This is a genomic window from Pseudomonas putida, assembly GCF_001636055.1.
In the GTDB taxonomy this organism is placed as follows: Bacteria; Pseudomonadota; Gammaproteobacteria; order Pseudomonadales; family Pseudomonadaceae; genus Aquipseudomonas; species Aquipseudomonas machongensis.
In genome coordinates this window covers 4782529-4801833 of record NZ_CP011789.1, presented here as the reverse complement: position 1 = coordinate 4801833, position 19305 = coordinate 4782529, and the positions used below count along the sequence as shown (strand labels likewise).

Here is a 19305-nt window from a genome sequence, read left to right as displayed (position 1 = left end):
GTGAAAAAATCGTCAGTTTGACTGTAAGCCCCATTCCACAGGGGTTTGCGGGCGCCAAGGGGGGGTTGTCCACCGAGTTATCCACAAGTTCTGTGGATTGTCCCTAGGGCTTGCTCTAGGACGGGCGTGCCAGCTGTTTTCGGAAGGGTCTGACACCTAGCCATGGAAAATACTTACCGCCTTTCTCTGGGGTGAAAACGTCAAGAAAAGAACCATGAAATATTTTTTTCCGACGCCCCAACGTTGCCCCGGGCCTTTGTCAAAAAAATCGAGTAGAGTGGCGCGCCTCTCGAATCACCATCGCTGTTGTCATGAAGTTTCGTGGTAAATCCCCCGCCGGTTCCCCCGCCATTGCGCCGTTGGTTTCTCCCAAGCGCTTTTCCCTGAAAGTGGCCCTGTGGCTGCTCGACAACCCGCGCCTGGCTGACAAGCGCAGCGTCAAGCACCTCGCTGGGCGCATGCTCAAGCAACCCGCCCGGCAGGGCGTGGTGGTAGCGCAGAGTCGCCTGGGGCAGATGCTCTGCCGTGACTGTGGCACTGCGCGGGATCGGCGTATCGGCCATGAGCTGCTGCGCCAGGCCGCCCGCGCCGGTGACAGTCGGGCTCAGCTCGAATATGGCCGGTTGTGCCAGGCGCAGGATCCCGAGCAAGCGCGGTACTGGCTGGAGCTGGCGGCGGGACAGGGTTCGCAGGAGGCGCGGCGGCTGCTTGGCCTGCTGCCTTCGGTGCATTAGCACCGGCAAAAAACCTGTAAGCTGCGCACAATCTAAGCGTTGACCGGAGCAAGCATGGCAGTGGACCTGGCCAGTATTCTATTGGGCATCGTGGCTGCCGCGGTGCCGTGCCTGGGGTGGGTGTTGCAGGTCCAGCGTCGGCTCGCCGCCCGCCAAACCGAAACCGGCCTGATGCAGGAACGCCTGAGTGCCGCGCAGTTGGCCCAGGCTGGCCTGCAGGCGCAGCTCGAAGCCTGCCGCGACGAGATCAGCGACCTCAGCGAAGCCAACAGCCACAAACAGGCGACGCTTGCTGCGCAGAATCGCGAGCTGGAACTGTTGCAGATCGAGCGCGACAACGCGCGCGATGCCGCCCATGCCTGGAACCTGGAGCGCGCGACCCGCGAAGCCGAACTGCGTCGCCTGGAGGCTCAGGCTGCGCGGCTGGACGCCGAACTGCGCGAGCAGCAGGAAAGCCACACCCAGCGCCTGGACGACTTGCAGGAAGCCCGCGATACGCTACGTGCCCAGTTCGCCGAGATGGCCACCAAGATTTTCGACGAGCGCGAGCAGCGCTTCGCCCAGACCAGTCAGCAGCACTTGGGACAATTGCTCGATCCGCTCAAGGAGCGCATCCAGGCCTTCGAAAAGCGTGTCGAAGAGAGCTATCAGCAGGAGGCCCGCGAGCGCTTCTCGCTGGGCAAGGAGCTTGAGCGCCTGCAGCAACTCAACCTGCGTCTGTCTGATGAGGCCACCAATCTCACCCAGGCGCTCAAGGGCCAGAAGACCCAGGGCAACTGGGGCGAGTTGATTCTTGAGCGGGTACTGGAGCATGCGGGCCTTGAGAAAGGCCGCGAGTACCAGACCCAGGTCAGCCTGAAGAGCGCCGATGGCGAGCGTTTCCAGCCTGATGTGCTGATCATGCTGCCGGGGGACAAGCAGGTGGTGGTCGATGCCAAGGTCAGCCTCACCGCCTACCAACAGTTCGTCTCCGGCAATGACGAGGCGGCGCTCAAACAGCACGTGCAGTCCTTGCGCAGTCACGTCAAAGGCCTCTCCAGCAAGGATTACAGCCGGCTGGATGGCTTGCACAGCCTGGATTTCGTATTACTGTTCGTACCCATCGAAGCGGCCTTCTCGGCAGCGCTGCAAGCGGAGCCGGGCCTGTTCCAGGAAGCCTTCGACCGACAGATCGTCATTGTCAGCCCCACCACCTTGCTCGCGACCCTGAGGGTCATCGACAGCCTGTGGAAGCAGGAGCGTCAGGGCCAGAACGCCCGCGAGATCGCCGAGCGTGCGGGTTGGCTGTACGACAAGTTCGTGCTGTTCATCCAGGACCTGGACGAGCTCGGTGCGCGCCTGCAGCAGGTCGACAAGGCCTACGCCGCAGCGCGCAACAAACTGTGCGAAGGGCGCGGCAACCTGATCAGCCGCAGCGAGCAGCTCAAGCTGCTAGGCGCGCGCGCCAGCAAGAGCTTGCCGGCCGACCTGCTGGAGCGGGCGCTGTCGGATGAGGCGCTGGCCGATGCGACGCTTACTGAACCAGGCTCAGATGCCGATTGAGCAACGCACGCAGGGCGGCGGGCTTGACCGGCTTGGCCAGGTAGTCCAGCCCTGCAGCATGCACCTGGGCGATGGTTTCGTTGCGCCCGTCGGCACTGATCACCACGCCTGGAACGGGTTCGCCCAGGCGCGTGCGTAGCCAGGCCATCAGGCCAGTACCGGTTTCGCCGTCGTCCAGGTGGTAGTCCACCAGCGCCAGGTGCGGGCGCATGCCCTTCAATAGCAGCGCCTCGCACTCGGCCTGGTTGCGTGCGGTCCAGACCTGGCAGCCCCAACGCCCGAGCAGGCTGTTCATGCCGATCAGGATGCTGTCTTCGTTGTCCACGCACAGCACCTGCAGCCCGGCGAGCGGTTGCCCGCCCGGTTCCGCGGGCGCTGCGGGCGCTGCGACGGGATGCCTGGCGATCGGCACGCTGACCCGGAACACGCTGCCCTTGCCTGGCCACGAGCGCACTTCCAGGCGATGCCCGAGCACCCGGCACAGGCCATCGGCGATTGCCAGGCCCAGGCCCAGGCCTTTTTCGGCGCGGGTCTGATGGCTGTCCAGGCGTTTGAACTCCTGGAAGATCACCTGCAGTTTGTCGTCGGCAATGCCCGGACCGCGATCCCAGACTTCCAGCCAAAGGTGCTCGCCTTCGCGTCGAGCGCCCAGCAGGATCGGGCTCTTGCCGTAACGCAGGGCGTTGGTGAGGAAGTTCTGCAGCACCCGGCGCAACAGTTTCATGTCGCTGGCGACTTGCAGCCGGCTGCCGCGCAGGCGGAATTCCAGGCCTTTCTCGGCCGCCAGTACCTTGAACTCGGCGCCCAGGGTGTCGAACAGTTCGTTGAGCGCGAAGGGTTTGATGTCGGGGGTGACCTTGCCGTTCTCCAGGCGCGAGATGTCCAGCAGGTCGCTGATCAATTCCTCTGCCGAGCGCAGCGAGCTGTCCATGTGCTGCACCAGTTGCTGGGCCTCTTCACTCAGGCCCTCGGCCTGTTGTGACAGGGCGGCGGAGAACAGCCGCGCGGCATTCAGCGGTTGCATCAGGTCGTGGCTGACGGCAGCGAGGAAGCGGGTCTTGGACTGGCTGACCGCCTCGGCATGGCTCTTGGCTTCCGACAACGCCTGGTTCAGTTGCGACAGCTCGTGGGTGCGTTCGGCCACGCGCTGCTCTAGGCCCTCGTTGGCGTCCTTGAGCGCCTGTTCGGCTTCGCGGAACGGGGTGATGTCGGTAAAGCTCATGACGAAGCCACCGCCGGGCATGGGGTTGCCAATCAGTTCGATCACCCGTCCGTTGGGGAACAACCGTTCCGAGGTGTGCGCCCGGCCCTGGCGCATCCAGTGGAGGCGCCTCGCCACGTGCACCTGCGCCTCGCCCGGGCCGCACAGGCCGCGCTCGGCGTTGTAGCGGATGATGTCGGCGATCGGTCGGCCGACACTGATCAGCCCGTCGGGGTAATTGAACAGTTCGAGATATCGACGGTTCCAGGCCACCAGATGCAGGTTCTGGTCGACCACACTGATGCCCTGGTTGATGTTCTCGATGGCGCCTTGCAGCAGGGCGCGGTTGAATTGCAAAACCTCGCTGGCTTCGTCGGCGATACGCACCACGTCTTCGAGCTGCATGTCGCGGCCTTCGATGGCGGCCTTGACCACCGCACGGGTGGAGGAGGTGCCGAGCACGCCAGCGAGCAGACGCTCGGTGTGTTCGATCCAGTCGCCGTCGGCGTTCTGGTTGGGGTTGAAGCCCTTGCCCTGGCGGTAGGCGAAGCGGATGAAGCTCTGCCGCGCGCGTTCCTCGCCGACGAAACGCGCGGCAAGGTTGAGCAGATCGTCGATCTGCACGGCCAGCAGGGGGCGGCTGCTGGGGCGGGCGCTGGTTTGCTGGCCGATGAAGCGCCCGGCCTGCCAGTGCTCGGAAACCCGGGTGCGCGACAGAATCGAGACCCAGGCAAAGAGCATGAAGTTGCCCGCCAGCGACAGCACCACCCCTTGTGTCAGCGGGGTGATCGGCAGGTCCAGCGGGTTGCCGTGCAGCCAGGCAAGGCCGGGGAACAACTGCAGCGACCAGCCCAGGCTATGGGCGGCGATCGGCAGCACCAAGGTGTAGAACCACAGGAAGATGCCCGCAGCGAGGCCGGCGAACACGCCGCGGCGGTTGGCCTGCTTCCAGTACAGGGCGCCGAGCATCGCCGGGGTCAGCTGGGTGACTGCGGCGAAGGCGATCTGGCCGATGGTCGCAAGGCTGGCGGTGGAACCGAGCAGGCGATAGCTCACGTAGGCCAGCAGCAGGATGACCACGATGGCCACCCGGCGCACCGAGAGCATCCAGTGACGGAACGCCTCGAACGGGCGCTCGGCGTTGGTGCGTCGCAGCAGCCAGGGCAGCAGCATGTCGTTGGACACCATGGTCGACAGCGCCACCGCCTCGACGATCACCATGCCGGTAGCGGCCGAAGCGCCGCCGATGAAAGCCAGCAGGGCCAGGCTCGGGTGGGCTTCGGCCAGCGGCAGGCTGATGACGAAGGAGTCGGAAATCACCGTGCCCGGCAGCAGCATCTGCCCGGCCAGGGCGATCGGCACCACGAACAGTGCCGCCAGCACCAGGTACAGCGGGAACACCCAGCGGGCCAGGCGCATGTCCTGAGGCTCGATGTTCTCGACCACGGTGACGTGGAACTGCCGCGGCAGGCAGATGATCGCCATCATCGCCACGGCGGTCTGCACCACCATCGATGGCCAGTTGATCGTCTCCTGCCAATAGCTTTCCAGGTGGATCGACTGGCGCGCCTGGCTGAACAGGTCGTCGAAGCCGTCATACAGGTTGAACACCACGAAGGCGCCCACGGCAAGAAACGCCAGCAGCTTGATCAGGGACTCGAAGGCGATGGCCAGTACCATGCCGCGATGGTGCTCGGTGACATCCAGGCTGCGCGTGCCGAAGACGATGGCGAACAGCGCCAGCACCAGCGACACCACCAGCGCCGTGTCCTGCACCCGGGTACCGGTAGCGTCGGGAGTGGCCCCGATCAGCAAGTTGACGCCGAGCACGATGCCCTTGAGCTGCAGGGCGATGTAAGGCAGCACGCCGACCAGACAGATCAGTGCAACCACCACCGCGAGCGTCTGCGACTTGCCGTAGCGGGCGGCAATGAAGTCGGCGATCGAGGTGATGTTCTGCTGCTTGCTGATCAGCACCATCTTCTGCAGCACCCAGGGTGCGAAGATCAGCAGCAGCACCGGGCCCAGGTAGATCGGCAGGAACGCCCAGAGCTGCTCGGCCGCCTGGCCGACGGCGCCGAAGAAGGTCCAGCTGGTGCAGTACACCGCCAGCGACAGGCTGTACACCCAGGCGCGCAGGCGCGGCGGCAACGGCGTGCTGCGACGGTCGCCGTAGAAGGCGATGGCGAACATGATGGCCATATAGGCCAGGGCGACCACGGCGATCAGCCCGCTGGACAACGACATGCAAACTCCGGAGCAAAAATGAAAACGCGGTCCCGATCAATCAGTCTGGCACGCGTGCGCGGGTTCGTCAGCGCAGACGATGGTCGCAGTGGCAGGTGGTCGCAGGGGGGCTCTAGATCTTCGCCCCTCGCGTCCCCAGGTAATAGAACAATGCCGCCAGCAGCACCGACAGCACCAGCAGGTAGAACACCGCCACCGGCACTACATACCCCAGGGCAAACCCGACCAGTACCGGCCCCAGTGCCGCGCCGAGGTTGGAGAGGTTCTGCGCGCCATAGTAGACGCCGCGCAGATGCTCCGGTGCGATCAGGTCGATGAACATGTACTCCGCCGGGATCACGATGATCTCGCCGAGGGTGAACACCAGCATTGCCAGGCACCAGCCCAGCACCGAGCCTGCCAGCGAGAAGCCCAGCAGCCCGGCGACGAACAGTGCCATCCCGGCCATCAGCCAGGGCATCAGGTACTGGCGGCTGATGCGTCTGCCGATCAGGTATTGCAGGGCGATCACCGTCACGGCGTTGGTCGTCACCAGCACCCCGACCAACCGCGCCGCTTCGCTGGCGTGGGCCGTCACCACCAGGTATTGCGACAGGTAGGCGGTGAACTGGCCGAACACCACTGCACTGAGGGCGCCGCCCAGGGTGAAGCACACCAGGCGACGGTCACGCGCCAGCCCGATAGCCACTTGCATGAAGCCGGCGCCGGGCAGTTGCGGCTCGCTGGGGCGTAACTGCCGATCGCCCAGACGCTGGTAGACCAGGCACATGAGCAGGCCGATCAGCGCCGAGACCAGGAACGGCAGATGGCCATCGAGCTCGATCAGCGCCACCCCCAGCAGCGGGCCGACGGCATAGCCGATGTTGCTGAGGGTGTACTTGATGGCGAACACCTCGGCGCGCTCCTCCACCGGCAGCAGGGCGCAGAATCCGGCCTTGCTGGCGATGTCGACCACCGCCAGGGCGAGGTTGATCAGCACCAGGCACAGGAAGAACAGCGCCACCGAGGGGCTCAACATGGCGACGGCGAACGACAGCGTGAACACCAGGGTTGCGACGATGATCACCGTATGGTTGCGCAGCGTGTCGACCAGATGTCCGCCATACAGGCTCAGCAACGAGGCGACGATCAGTGCCCCGCCGATCAGCAGGCCGATATGGCTGACCGACATCTGGAAGCTGTCCGACAGATAGACGACCAGATAGGGCAGGGTGATCGCGCGCGCCAGGGTCAGCACGAAGGTGGTGAGCAGCAGCAGGCGGACAGCGGAGGGATAGCGTTTCAGTGCGGCGAGCATTGCCACGTCCTTGTTGTTGGAGTTGTCGCAGGCAGCAAGCATAAGCCACCGGCTCTGGCTTGCGCTATATCTGCAAAATAGATAACAGATAGAGAAAATAACCGTTATATGGATATTCTTTGCGGGCATAAGATGATTCCACCTTACACGAGGAATCTTTGCCATGACCTGCCCACAGACCCGCGCTGCGTCCTTGCGGCCCTTCCACCAGTTGGCCCGCCCGCTGGAAGTGATCCGTCAGTTCACCCCGAACTGGTTTGCCGCGACCATGGGCACCGGCGTTCTGGCCCTGGCCTTGCGACAGTTGGAGATTCCGGCTCTGCACGGCGCGGCAGAGGGGTTGTGGTGGCTGACCGTCGGCCTGTTCATCTTGTTCTGCGTCCTGTACGGCGCGCGCTGGCTGCTGTTCTTCGACGAGGCACGGCGGATCTTCGCCCACTCCACGGTCTCGATGTTCTTCGGCACCATCCCCATGGGCCTGGCGACCATCCTCAATGGCGCGCTGGTGTTTGGCCTCGAGCGCTGGGGCGACGGCGTGGTGCCTTGGGTCGAGGCGCTCTGGTGGGGTGACGTGGCGCTGGCATTGCTGTGTGGCGTGGCAATCCCTTATCTGATGTTCACCCGCCAGGAGCACAGCATCGACCAGATGACTGCAGTGTGGTTGCTGCCGGTGGTGGCGGCCGAGGTGGCGGCGGCCAGCGGTGGCCTGCTGGCGCCGCACCTGGCGGATGTCCATACGCAGTTCCTGGTGGTGGTGACCAGCTACGTGCTGTGGGCGGTGTCGCTGCCGGTGGCGTTCAGTATCCTGACCATCCTCATGCTGCGCATGGCGCTGCACAAGCTGCCGCCGGCCAACATGGCCGCATCCAGCTGGCTGGCGTTGGGCCCGATCGGCACCGGGGCGCTGGGCATGCTGCTGCTGGGTGGCGACGCGCCCGCGGTGTTCGCGGCCAATGGCCTGGGGAACCTGGGTGAAGTGGCACGCGGGTTGGGGCTGGTGGCCGGGATGGTGTTGTGGGGAGCCGGCCTGTGGTGGCTGCTGACCGCGGTACTGATCACCCTGCGCTACATGCGCCAGGGCATGCCGTTCAATCTGGGCTGGTGGGGTTTCACCTTCCCGCTGGGGGTGTACAGCCTCGCCACCTTGAAGCTGGCGGCCTGGCTGGGCCTGGGTTTCTTCACGGTGTTCGGGCAGGTGCTGGTGGTGATGCTGGCGCTGCTCTGGCTGGTGGTGGCGAGCCGCACACTCAAAGGCGCTTGGCGTGGTGAGCTGTTCACCTCGCCCTGTATCGCAAATCGTTGAATGTGCTGACCTTTTAGTGGGTGGTCGCGCTCCCCGGTTACCTGGCAGTGCTTGAGAACGCTGCGTACCTGTGGGAGCGGTTTACCCGCGAAGAAGCCACCGTGGCTTTCAAGCCGATAGGCGGAGGATTGACAGCGTTCAGGGCAGCAGGAATACTCTCGGAAAAATTCATATATATGTTTATATAACAAGACGAGAGACAGGCCCCATGAACACACTGCCCGGTGATGCGCGTCTGCCCCGCTACCAACAGCTGCGCGACCATATGGTCGAGCAGATCGCCAACAACCGCTGGCGCCCCGGTGAGGCCATTCCCACCGAAGCGGCCCTGGCCAGCGAGTTCGACATGTCGGTCGGCACCGTACGCAAGGCCGTCGATGTGCTGGTGACCGAGGGCGTGCTGGAGCGCCAGCAAGGCCGCGGCACCTTCATTCGTCGGCCGCAGTTTCAATCCTCGCTGTTCCGCTTCTTCCGCTTCGAGTCGGCCAACGGCGAACGTGTCGTGCCCGAGAGCCGCATCCTGTCCATCGAGCCAGTCCCGGCGCCCTCGGCGGTTGCCAGTGCCCTGGGCTTGGCGCCGGAAGCCGACGTCATTCACATCGTGCGCCTGCGTCTGCTCGGTGCCCAGCCGGTGTTGGCCGAGGAAATCTGGCTGCCACGGCAGACGTTCCAGCCACTGCTTGAGGTCGAGCTGGACCGCAAGGGCCCGCTGCTCTACCCGATCTACGAAGAGCTGTGCGGTCAGGTGGTGGCCTATGCCGAGGAGACCCTCACGGCCGAGTCGGTCGATGCCGTTCACGCGCGCCTGCTGCAGATGCCGGAGGGCAGCCCGGTGGTGGTGATCGAGCGTCTGGCCCGTGACTACGCCGGCAAACCGTTGGAATGGCGCCGTTCGCGCGGCCATGCCGAGCACTTCCGCTACCGCATCGATATTCGCTGACCGGGCGTTTCACGCCCCGTTGTGACTTCCGGCGCCGTGCCAGCACGGTGCCGTGGTTCTGCCTGCCTGGCCGGCGTGCGTCCGGCTGCCCCTGACCTCGCACACACGACATAGAAGGATAAGAAATCATGTTCAGTTGGTATCGCGAAATCACCTCGCGCGAACGCAAGACGTTCTGGGCCTGCTTTGGTGGCTGGTCGCTCGACGCCCTTGAAGTGCAGATGTTTGGCCTGGCCATCCCGGCGCTGATCGCCGCGTTTTCCCTGACCAAGGGCGATGCTGGGCTGATCAGTGGCCTGACGCTGGTCACCTCGGCGATCGGTGGCTGGCTTGGCGGTACGTTGTCCGACCGTTACGGCCGGGTGCGTACCCTGCAATGGATGATCCTCTGGTTCTCCTTCTTCACCTTCCTGTCGGCCTTCGTCACCGGCTTCTACCCGCTGCTGTTCGTCAAGGCCATGCAGGGCTTCGGCATTGGTGGCGAGTGGGCCGCAGGCGCGGTGCTGATGGCCGAGACCATCAACCCGAAATACCGCGGCAAGGTCATGGGTACGGTGCAGAGCGCCTGGGCCGTGGGCTGGGGCCTGGCGGTGGGGCTGTTTGCGCTGATCTATTCGCTGGTGCCGCAGGAGTTCGCCTGGCGGGTGATGTTCTTCGTCGGCCTGCTGCCGTCGCTGCTGATCATCTGGGTGCGGCGCAACGTACCCGAGCCGGACAGCTTCCAGCGCCTGCAGAAGGAAAAGGCCATTCCCGTCAGCTTCACCAAGTCCATGGCCGGCATCTTCCGTCCTGAACTGCTGCGCGTGACCCTGCTGGGCGGACTGCTGGGTTTGGGTGCCCATGGTGGTTACCACGCGGTGATGACCTGGCTGCCGACCTTCCTCAAGACCGAGCGCAACCTCTCGGTGCTCAACTCCGGCGGCTACCTGGCGGTGATCATCTTCGCCTTCTGGTGTGGTTGCGTGGTCAGTGGCCTGCTCATCGACCGCATTGGTCGGCGCAAGAACATCCTGTTGTTCGCCCTGTGCTGCGTGCTGACGGTGCAGGCCTATGTGTTCTTCCCGCTGAGCAATACGCAGATGTTGTTCCTCGGCTTCCCGCTGGGCTTCTTCGCCGCCGGCATTCCCGCGAGTCTGGGGGCGTTCTTCAACGAGCTGTACCCGGCTGATGTGCGCGGTGCCGGGGTGGGCTTCTGCTACAACTTCGGCCGGGTGCTGTCGGCCGTGTTCCCGTTCCTGGTCGGTCACATGAGCGAATCCATGTCGCTGGGGGCCGCCATCGGCATCGATGCCGGCATCGCCTACGGCGTGGCGGTGATCGCCGCACTGTGTCTGCCGGAAACCCGCGGTCGCAACCTCGAGGCTCCGGTCTCGCCGCAGGTTGCGGGTGTGGTCGCCAAGTAACCTTCAATCTTCACGAATGAGCATCATGCCGCAAACCCCTGTATCCCCGTTCACTGCGATCGACAGCCACGCCCACGTGTTCAGCCGTGGGCTGAACCTGGCAGCGGAGCGCCGTTACGCACCCACCTACGATGCGCCGCTGGGCGACTACCTCGCCCAGCTGGCCGGGCACGGTTTCAGCCATGGCGTATTGGTGCAGCCGAGCTTTCTCGGCACCGACAACAGCTACCTGCTGGCGGCGTTGCAAACCGCGCCCAGGCAATTGCGCGGTGTGGTGATGCTCGAGCCTGGCGTTGCGCGCGACACCCTTGAGCAGATGGCGTGCCTCGGTGTACGCGGTGTGCGCCTGAATCTGATGGGGCAGGCCCTGCCTGATCTGCGCGACGCCGGTTGGCGGCCACTGCTGGAGCTGATCGGCGATCTGGGCTGGCATGTCGAGCTGCATCGACAGGTAGCCGATGTACCGGCACTGGTGCGTGCCTTGCAGCCCTATGGTGTGGATATCGTGATCGATCACTTCGGCAGGCCGGATGCGCGCCTGGGGTTGGGGCAGCCGGGATTTGCCGAGCTGCTGACCCTCGGCGGGCAGGGCAAGGTATGGGTGAAGGTATCGGGGATCTATCGATTGGGCGGCGCGCCTGGGCAGAACCTGGATTTCGCCCGCCAGGCCCTGTGCGCCCTGGAGGCGCACTATGGCGCGGACCGGTTGATGTGGGGCAGCGACTGGCCGCATACCCAGCATGAATCGGTGATGAGCTTTACCGCGGTGGTCGAGCAGTTCGATGCCCTGGGCTGCTCGGCGTCGCTGCGTCGGGCGCTGTTGGTGGACACGGCGCGGGGGTTGTTCGGGTTCGCGTAGGAGCGGAGGTTCGTCGCTCCGACTTGCCCGTGAAAGGAATACCGTGATGCATGGCACCGGCTACGCCGGTGTTCGCGGGACCAGCCCGCTCCTACAGGGATTGGGCTGGTCTTTCGATTTTGAGCAGGACAGTTGCTCCTGCAAGTAGCGCGCGGTGTCGGGTAGGAGCGGGGGCGCTGCGATTTGCTCGCGAACACCCATGCACCGCGGTGTGCTTTTCGCGGGCAAGCCCGCTCCTACAAGGGGAGCTCGGGCTGTCAGAGTTGGAACCGGCTGATCATCTGCTGCAAATGCCCACCCAGCCGTGCCAGTTCGACGCTGGACACCGAGGTCTGCTCACTGGCCTCGGCGGTCTGCTCGGAAATGTCCCTCACCGTCACCACGCTGCGGCTGATCTCCTCGGCCACGGCGCTCTGCTGCTCGGAGGCGGCGGCGATCTGCTGGTTCATCAACTGGATGCCCGACACCCGCTGAGTGATGCCCTCCAGCGCAACGCCGGCCTCGCGTACCAGTGCCACGCTGCTTTCGGTCAGGCTCTGGCTTTCTTCCATCAGGTCGCTGACCGAGCGCGTGCCTTGCTCCAGGCTGCTGATCGCCGATTCGATTTCTTCGGTCGAGGCCTGGGTGCGCTGGGCCAGGCTGCGTACCTCGTCGGCGACCACGGCAAAGCCACGACCGGCCTCGCCAGCGCGGGCGGCCTCGATGGCGGCGTTGAGCGCCAGCAGGTTGGTCTGCTCGGCCACGGCCTTGATCACGTCCATCACCTTGCCGATGCGTTGGCTTTCGTTGCGCAGGGCGTCCATCGCCTCATTGGTGGCGTCGACCTGGCTGGCCAGGCGGCCGATCTGGGTCACGGCGCGGGTGACCACACTGTCGCCTTCGCGAGCCTCGAGATCGGTGGCGCTGGCGGCCACCGAGGCTTCGCCGGCATTGCGCGCGACTTCCTGCACGGTGGCGGCCATTTCCTGCATCGCAGTAGCGACCTGGTCGGTCTCCTGGCGCTGGCTGCTGGCGCCGGCGCTGGTTTGCGCGGTGATCGCCGAGAGCTCTTCGGTGGCACTGGCAATCTGCGAGATGCCGTCGCGCACGCCGCCGATCAGCTGGCGCAGCTTGGCAGTCATGCCATGCAGGCTGTTCTGCAACTGGCCGAGTTCATCGCGGCGATTGCTGCTGGGTTGTTCGCCCAGGTTGCCGTCGGCCACCTGCTCCATGGCGCGCAGCACCCGTTGCAGCGGCTGGCTGATCTGCCGGGCGATCAGTATCGCCAGCAGGGCACCGAGCAGCAGGGCGAGGGCGGTGGTGGCGAACTGCAGCGTCTTGGCGAACTGACTGTCATTGACCACGGCCACTGCCTGGCTGTCGAGCAATTGGCCGATCAGGGTGGTGAGGGTCGCGACGTCATTGCCCATGTTGGCGCGGTAGTCCATCAGTTTGCGGGTTTCGCCGCGGAAGGCCTCGACGGCGGCGGCGTAGGCGCGCACCTGTTCGTTCAGTTGGCGGAATTGTTCGGCGAACTGGCCATTGAATACCGCGGTCAGGGCTGGCAGGTCGTTCACCGTGGTGGTGATCTGTGCATTCATCGCCTGCTCGGTGTCGGTGTTGGTGTTGCCGGTGTAGCCACGCACCTGGTAGCGCAGCAGGATCAGGTTCTCGCGGATCTGATTGATCGCTTCGCTGCGCACGTAGCGCTGTTCGGCATCGGGCAACGCGCGGACCTGCTTGCGGATGCTGTCGATCGTGGCGAACGACTGGGTGGCAAGCCCACCCATCTCCTTTTGCGCCGCGCGCATGGTGCGGTAAGACTGCAGGCTCTGTTCCTGGTTGCGCGCGTAGGCCTGCAGGGCCTGCTCGGCCTTGTCGAGGGTCTGCAGGTTGGTCGCGTTGCGCAGGATGCCGTGGAGTTTCGCCAGGGGGGCCTGGAAGGCCGCCAGTGCCTGCTGCAACGCCTTGCCTTGTTCTTCGTCACCATTGGACATGGCGTGGCGCAAGCGCGCCTCGCGCAGATCGCCCAGGGCATCGTTGAGTGCGGAGACGTCGCTGACCACTTCGCTGCGCCGCACCAGGCTGCCCAGGGCGTCCCAGCCGATCAGCGACTGGGTCAGGGTCAGCAGGAGGACCAGGCCAAAACCGAGGCCGAGTTTGTGTGCGATCTTCAGATCGCCGAACCAGGTGAACATCTGCTGCTGTGCTCCTTTTCTTGTGCGTTGGAGGAGAGCCGAAGGCTGATCCTGTTATCGGATGTAGTCATCTATATGAATTATCGGCAGCCTTGCAACATTCTGAAAAGGGGTTGCAGAAAAAATAATGGCATATAGCCATTAATTGGTTCGTCGGCGTGATGCGCTTCGCAGGCCTGTTGCCAGGGGTGGGCAATCGCGTGCAGATTTGTGGCTTCTCGCGATGAGCGGACCTCCAATTGACAACGCCCTCTCAGGAACAAGGACGATGAGTCATTCCTCGCAATTCACCTTGCTCGGCAAGCGGCGCTTCCTGCCGTTCTTCATCACCCAGTCGCTGGGTGCCTTCAACGACAACCTGTTCAAGCAGTCGCTGATCCTGGCGATCCTCTACAAGCTGAGCCTGGAGGGCGACCGGTCGATCTGGGTCAACCTCTGCGCGCTGCTGTTCATCCTGCCGTTCTTCCTGTTCTCGGCGCTGGCCGGGCAGTTTGGCGAGAAGTTCGCCAAGGATGCGTTGATCCGTGCGATCAAGCTGGCTGAAGTGGTGATCATGTTGATCGGCGCGGTGGGCTTTCTCAGTGATCACCTGGAACTGATGCTGCTGACATTGTTTGCCATGGGCACTCATTCGGCGCTGTTCGGGCCGGTGAAGTACTCGATCCTGCCTCAGGCCTTGCGCGAAGACGAACTGGTCGGCGGCAACGGGCTGGTGGAAATGGGCACCTTCCTGGCGATCCTGGCCGGCACCATCGGTGCCGGGGTGATGATGTCCTCGGGCAACTACGCCACGGTGGTGGCTGGAGGCATCGTCGGCACTGCGGTGCTCGGCTACCTGGCCAGCCGCTGGATCCCGCGGGCGGCGGCGGTGGCGCCGCAGATGAAGCTGGATTGGAATATCTTCAAGCAGTCCTGGGCCACCCTGCGCCTGGGCCTGGGGCAAACCCCGGCGGTGTCGCGCTCGATCGTCGGCAACTCGTGGTTCTGGTTCGTCGGGGCGATCTACCTCACGCAGATCCCGGCCTATGCCAAGGACTGGCTGCACGGCGACGAGACCGTGGTCACGCTGGTGCTGACGCTGTTCTCGGTGGGCATTGCCGTCGGTTCGCTGCTGTGCGAACGCCTGAGTGGGCGCAAGGTGGAGATCGGCCTTGTGCCGTTCGGCTCTTTCGGCCTGACCCTGTTCGGTCTGCTCTGCTGGTGGCATTCGGGTGACGTGCCGGCCGCTGCTGCGCCGCACGATTGGCTGAGCCTGTTGGGCATGAGCCAGGCCTGGTGGATCATGGTCTCGATCGTCGGGCTTGGTGTGTTCGGCGGTTTCTACATCGTGCCGCTCTACGCCCTGATCCAGGCGCGTACGCCTGAAGACCAGCGCGCCCGGGTGATCGCCGCGAACAACATCCTCAATGCCCTGTTCATGGTGGTCTCGGCGATCGTCACCATCGTCCTCTTGAGCCTGGCCGACCTCAGCATCCCGCAGCTGTTCCTGGTGGTGTCGCTGCTCAACATTGCGGTCAACGCCTACATCTTCCGCATTGTTCCTGAATTCACCATGCGCTTCCTGATCTGGTTGCTCAGCCATTCGATGTACCGCGTCGAGCACCGCGACCTCGATCGTATCCCTGACGAGGGGCCGGCGCTGTTGGTGTGCAACCATGTGTCGTTCGTCGATGCGCTGCTGATCGGCGGTGCGATCCGTCGACCGATCCGTTTCGTCATGTACTACAAGATCTACAACCTGCCGGTGCTCAACTTCGTGTTCCGCACTGCCGGGGCCATTCCGATTGCCGGGCGCAGCGAGGACGAGGCGACGTACGAGCGGGCCTTTGCGCGCATTGCCGAGTACCTGCGGGCCGGTGAGGTGGTGTGCATCTTCCCGGAAGGCAAGCTGACCGCCGATGGTGAGATCGATGTGTTCAAGGGTGGCGTCAGCCGGATTCTCCAGGAGACGCCGGTGCCGGTGATTCCGCTGGCCTTGCAGGGGTTGTGGGGGAGTTTCTTCAGCCGTGATCCGGCCAAGGGCTTCCTGCGTCGATTGTGGTCGCGGGTGACCCTGGTGGCGGGTGCCGCCATCCCGGTGGAGGCGGCCCAGCCTGAAGCGCTGCGCGAGGAGGTCAGTGCCTTGCGCGGCGACTTGCGTTGAGGGGAGGGTGGAAGGTCAGCTGGCGCTGACCTTCAGGCCGATCAGGCCGGCGACGATCAGCGCAACGCTGATCAGGCGCACCAATGCCATGGATTCGCCGAACAGGATGATGCCGGCGATTACCGTGCCGACTGCGCCGACGCCGGTCCAGATGGCGTAGGCAGTGCCCAGCGGCAATTCCTTCATGGCCAGGCCTAGCAGGCCCAGGCTCACGGCCATGGCGGCGACGGTCAGTGCAGTGGGGAGTGGGCGAGTGAAGCCATCGGTGTATTTGAGGCCGATAGCCCAGCCGACTTCGAACAGGCCGGCGAAGAACAGGATGATCCAGGACATGATGATTCTCCATCGTTGAAAGATGGGGCCGTCCCCGGATTGGTCACGCCTTGCGTCGTGAGGTCGTCCTCACAGTGCGCACTATATTGCACATCTGCCGGGTGACAAGCAAGTGGTGCCTGTCCGGGCCTCTTCGCGGGCAAGCCCGCTAGCTGTCTTGCGTTTGGGAGCGGGCTTGCCCGCGAAGAGGCCCGCCCGCTCAGTGCCCGACCTGCGCCTGTTCCTCCCCGGCACCGCGGGGCTCTTCCATGCGCCTGAACCAGGTCGAGAGCAAGGCCCCGGAGATGTTGTGCCAGACGCTGAACAGCGCGCTGGGCACCGCCGCCAGCGGTGAGAAATGCGCCGCTGCCAGGGCCGCGCCCAAGCCTGAGTTCTGCATCCCCACCTCCAGCGCCAGCGACTTGCGCTGGGCCAGGGGCAGCTTGCACAGCTTGCCGGTCAGATAGCCCAGCAGGAAGCCGAAGCTGTTGTGCAGGATCACCACCGCCATGATCAGCAGGCCGGACTCGGCGATCTTCGCCTGGCTGGCCGCGACCACCGCGCAGACGATCATCACGATGCTCACCACCGACACCAGTGGCAGCACCTGCACCGCCAGTTGCACCCGCGCACCGAGCAGCTTCTGCGCCAGCACGCCGAGCACGATCGGCAGCATCACCAACTGCAGGATCGACCAGAACATGTCCATGAACGAGACCGGCAGCCAGGCCGAGGCCAGGAACCAGATCAGCGCCGGGGTCAGCAAGGGCGCGAGCAGGGTGGTCACTGCGGCGATGGCCACGGCCAGTGCCAGATCGCCCTTCGACAGCCAGACCATCACGTTCGAGGCGGTGCCGCTCGGGCAGCAGCCGACCAGGATCACGCCCACGGCGATTTCCGGTGGCAGGTGAAACAGTTGGCACAGCAGCCAGGCAACGCCCGGCATGATCACGAAATGCGCCACCACTCCCAGCGCCACGCGCCAGGGTTGACGGGCGAGGGCGGCGAAGTCGTCGAGCTTGAGCGTAAGGCCCATGCCGAACATCACCAGCCCCAGCAGTGGCACGATGGCTACCTTCAGGGCGATGAACCATTGCGGTTGCAGGAAGGCCAGACAGGCGAACACCAGCACCCAGAGGGCGAAGGTGTTGCCGACGAAACGGCTGAAGGCGGCGAGGGCGCGCATGGGGGATTCCTTTTCTATTTATAGCTTTGTGAAATTCACTGGCCCTTTCGCGGGACAAGTCGGTGCTGGCGACCACACAACCACCCAGCACCGGCCTTTCAACCTGAATCAGACCCCCTGCGGAATCTCTTCCCCACCCAGGGCTTCGAACAGCACCGGCAGGAATTCGTTGAGGGTCATCATCATCAACAGGAAGCTGGCGTCGAACTGTTGCGCGGCTTCGTCGCCACCATCCTGCTCGGCCTGCTCCTGCAGCAGTTCCTCGAACTTCAGGCGCTTGATCACCATCTTGTCGTCGAGCACGAACGACAGTTTGTCTTGCCAGGCCAGGGCCAGTTGCGTGACCAGCTTGCCGGTGCTCAGGTGCAACTGGATTTCCTCGCTGGCCAGGTCCTGGCGCTTGCAGCGCACGATGCCACCGTCTTCGGCGGTGTCGCGCAGCTCGCATTCGTCCAGTGGATAGAAGCCTTCGGCAGGCTGCTGCGACTTGACCCAGTCGGTCATGGTCGCGGTCGGGGCGATCTTCACGGTGGCCGGGCGCACCGGCAGCGAACCCATGACTTCACGTAGCGTGGAGAGCAGGTCTTCGGCGCGCTTGGCGCTGGCCGAGTTGACCAGGATCAGGCCCTGGCGCGGGGCGATGGCAGCGAAGATCATCGAGCGGCGGATGAAAGCACGCGGCAGGAAGGCCTGGATGATCTCGTCCTTGATCTGGTCGCGTTCCTTCTTGTAGACCTTGCGCATCTGCTCGGTCTCGATCTCTTCGACCTTCTCCTTGACCGCATCGTTGACCACGCTGCTGGGCAGGATGCGTTCTTCCTTGCGTGCGGCAATCAACAGGAATTCACCGCTGACGTGTACCAGGGGAGCGTCTTCGCCCTTGCCGAACGGAGCGACGAAGCCGTAGGTGGTCAGCTCCTGGCTGGCGCAGGGGCGGGCCGGCTTGCTGGCCAAGGCGGTCTCCAGCGCTTCAGGCTCGAACGGGACATCCTGGGTCAGGCGGTAGGTCAGCAGGTTCTTGAACCACATGAGGGGGAATCTCTCCTTAATGCATAAGGCGGGCATTATTCTCCGAGCAGTGGTTGCAGGCCAACCCTGTCAGAGGGCCAGCAGTGACTTATTCATAGGTCTTTGAAAGATCAGATAAAAAATTTGAAAAAAGTGCTTGCCAGGGTACAGGGTCCTCCGTAGAATGCGCGCCACACCGAGACGAAGGGTGATTAGCTCAGCCGGGAGAGCATCTGCCTTACAAGCAGAGGGTCGGCGGTTCGATCCCGTCATCACCCACCACTCGATGTATAGCGCAGCGGTAGTTCAGTCGGTTAGAATACCGGCCTGTCACGCCGGGGGTCGCGGGTTCGAGTCCCGTCCGCTGCGCCATATTCCAGCTTCCAGGGCCCACTGAACACCCGGAAGCCACAAAGAAAGCGACCTTAGGGTCGCTTTTTTTGTTTCTGGCTTGCGCAAACACCACGGGGGCTGTCCATCGACACCCCCGTGGTGTTTCAGCTTCAGGGTTTGGCCACGTGCCAGACCTGGCCGACCCCTTCGCCGGTGGTATCGCCCGGCTTCTGGTCCTTGACCCAGCCGTACAGCGGCTGGTCTTTGTAAGCCCACTGCTTGCTGCCATCGTCGCGGGTAATCACGCTGTAGCCATCGGCGGCCTTGGCGTAGGGGCCGGCGGCCAGCGGCGGCCAGTTCTGCGCACATTGACCGTTGCACGCCGACTTGCCAGCGCTGTCCTTGGTGAAGGTGTAGAGGGTCAGGCCTTTGCTGTCGACCAGGACCTTGCCCAGGGCGCTGTCGCCGACCTTCGCGGGGGCATCAGCCAAGGCCAGGCCAGACACGCAGGTCAGAGCCAATGAAAGAACGAGTGCGCTTTTCTTCAACATGAGAGATACCTCTGGCGGTTATCCGAATCCGATCGGGGGAATGATGGCCTTATGCATCGGCCATGCAGG

The 19305-nt window shown here is 64.1% G+C and carries 14 protein-coding genes, 2 tRNA genes and 1 pseudogene; 9 read left to right on the top strand and 8 right to left on the bottom strand.

Annotation, left to right across the window (positions count from 1 at the left end; genetic code table 11):
* Positions 1-311 precede the first annotated feature (311 nt).
* Positions 312-734 (top strand): tetratricopeptide repeat protein, encoded by a 423-nt coding sequence (locus AB688_RS21515; protein WP_063545837.1) that lies wholly within the window; start codon positions 312-314, stop codon positions 732-734.
* Positions 735-902: 168 nt separating this feature from the next.
* Positions 903-2276 (top strand): DNA recombination protein RmuC, encoded by a 1374-nt coding sequence (gene rmuC, locus AB688_RS21510; RefSeq protein WP_162714452.1) that lies wholly within the window; start codon positions 903-905, stop codon positions 2274-2276.
* On the opposite strand, the gene AB688_RS21505 is transcribed toward rmuC, so the two are convergent.
* Complete coding sequence (locus AB688_RS21505) at positions 2248-5724, bottom strand: NahK/ErcS family hybrid sensor histidine kinase/response regulator (RefSeq protein ID WP_063545835.1); 3477 nt, start codon at positions 5722-5724, stop codon at positions 2248-2250. The genes rmuC and AB688_RS21505 overlap by 29 nt on opposite strands.
* Positions 5725-5836: 112 nt before the next feature.
* On the bottom strand, positions 5837-7021 hold the full coding sequence (locus AB688_RS21500) for an MFS transporter (protein ID WP_063546859.1): 1185 nt from the start codon (positions 7019-7021) through the stop codon (positions 5837-5839).
* Between the two features lie 163 nt (positions 7022-7184).
* Between AB688_RS21500 and AB688_RS21495 the strand changes: the two genes are divergently transcribed.
* The 4 genes from AB688_RS21495 (at position 7185) to AB688_RS21480 (ending at position 11526) form a co-directional block, all read left to right on the top strand.
* Complete coding sequence (locus AB688_RS21495) at positions 7185-8324, top strand: TDT family transporter (RefSeq protein WP_063545834.1); 1140 nt, start codon at positions 7185-7187, stop codon at positions 8322-8324.
* Positions 8325-8532: 208 nt separating this feature from the next.
* Positions 8533-9264: a GntR family transcriptional regulator gene (locus AB688_RS21490; protein WP_063545833.1), complete on the top strand. Its 732-nt coding sequence runs from the start codon at positions 8533-8535 to the stop codon at positions 9262-9264.
* Between the two features lie 128 nt (positions 9265-9392).
* Complete coding sequence (locus AB688_RS21485) at positions 9393-10667, top strand: MFS transporter (protein ID WP_054890927.1); 1275 nt, start codon at positions 9393-9395, stop codon at positions 10665-10667.
* Positions 10668-10683: 16 nt separating this feature from the next.
* A complete protein-coding gene (locus tag AB688_RS21480) occupies positions 10684-11526 on the top strand; it encodes an amidohydrolase family protein (protein ID WP_419555250.1) in 843 nt (280 codons plus the stop codon).
* Positions 11527-11783: 257 nt separating this feature from the next.
* Here AB688_RS21480 and AB688_RS27585 read toward each other — a convergent pair whose 3' ends face one another.
* Together AB688_RS27585 and AB688_RS27580 are read right to left on the bottom strand one after the other, a co-directional pair.
* Positions 11784-12488 (bottom strand): methyl-accepting chemotaxis protein, encoded by a 705-nt coding sequence (locus AB688_RS27585; protein WP_414156012.1) that lies wholly within the window; start codon positions 12486-12488, stop codon positions 11784-11786.
* A 198-nt stretch (positions 12489-12686) separates the two neighbouring features.
* Positions 12687-13703 (bottom strand): annotated as a pseudogene (locus AB688_RS27580) (methyl-accepting chemotaxis protein); the annotation flags it as partial.
* A gap of 268 nt (positions 13704-13971) precedes the next feature.
* On the opposite strand from AB688_RS27580, the gene AB688_RS21470 reads away from it, so the two are divergent.
* The gene (locus AB688_RS21470) at positions 13972-15846 is read left to right on the top strand and encodes an MFS transporter (RefSeq protein ID WP_063545830.1); all 1875 of its coding nucleotides are present in this window, start codon (positions 13972-13974) and stop codon (positions 15844-15846) included.
* A 15-nt stretch (positions 15847-15861) separates the two neighbouring features.
* On the opposite strand, the gene sugE is transcribed toward AB688_RS21470, so the two are convergent.
* The 3 genes from sugE to rdgC all read right to left on the bottom strand — a co-directional run bounded on the left by sugE (position 15862) and on the right by rdgC (position 18373).
* On the bottom strand, positions 15862-16179 hold the full coding sequence (gene sugE, locus AB688_RS21465; RefSeq protein ID WP_063545829.1) for a quaternary ammonium compound efflux SMR transporter SugE: 318 nt from the start codon (positions 16177-16179) through the stop codon (positions 15862-15864).
* A gap of 199 nt (positions 16180-16378) precedes the next feature.
* Complete coding sequence (locus AB688_RS21460) at positions 16379-17344, bottom strand: bile acid:sodium symporter family protein (RefSeq protein WP_063545828.1); 966 nt, start codon at positions 17342-17344, stop codon at positions 16379-16381.
* A 108-nt stretch (positions 17345-17452) separates the two neighbouring features.
* Positions 17453-18373, bottom strand: a complete 921-nt coding sequence (rdgC, locus tag AB688_RS21455; RefSeq protein WP_054890921.1) for a recombination-associated protein RdgC — start codon at positions 18371-18373, stop codon at positions 17453-17455.
* A 185-nt stretch (positions 18374-18558) separates the two neighbouring features.
* On the opposite strand from rdgC, the gene AB688_RS21450 reads away from it, so the two are divergent.
* Both AB688_RS21450 and AB688_RS21445 read left to right on the top strand, forming a co-directional pair.
* Positions 18559-18634: transfer RNA gene (locus AB688_RS21450), tRNA-Val, on the top strand.
* 13 nt (positions 18635-18647) lie between these two features.
* Positions 18648-18724, top strand: a tRNA-Asp gene (locus AB688_RS21445).
* Positions 18725-18855: 131 nt separating this feature from the next.
* On the opposite strand, the gene AB688_RS21440 is transcribed toward AB688_RS21445, so the two are convergent.
* The gene (locus AB688_RS21440) at positions 18856-19236 is read right to left on the bottom strand and encodes a hypothetical protein (RefSeq protein ID WP_054890920.1); all 381 of its coding nucleotides are present in this window, start codon (positions 19234-19236) and stop codon (positions 18856-18858) included.
* Positions 19237-19305 lie beyond the last annotated feature (69 nt).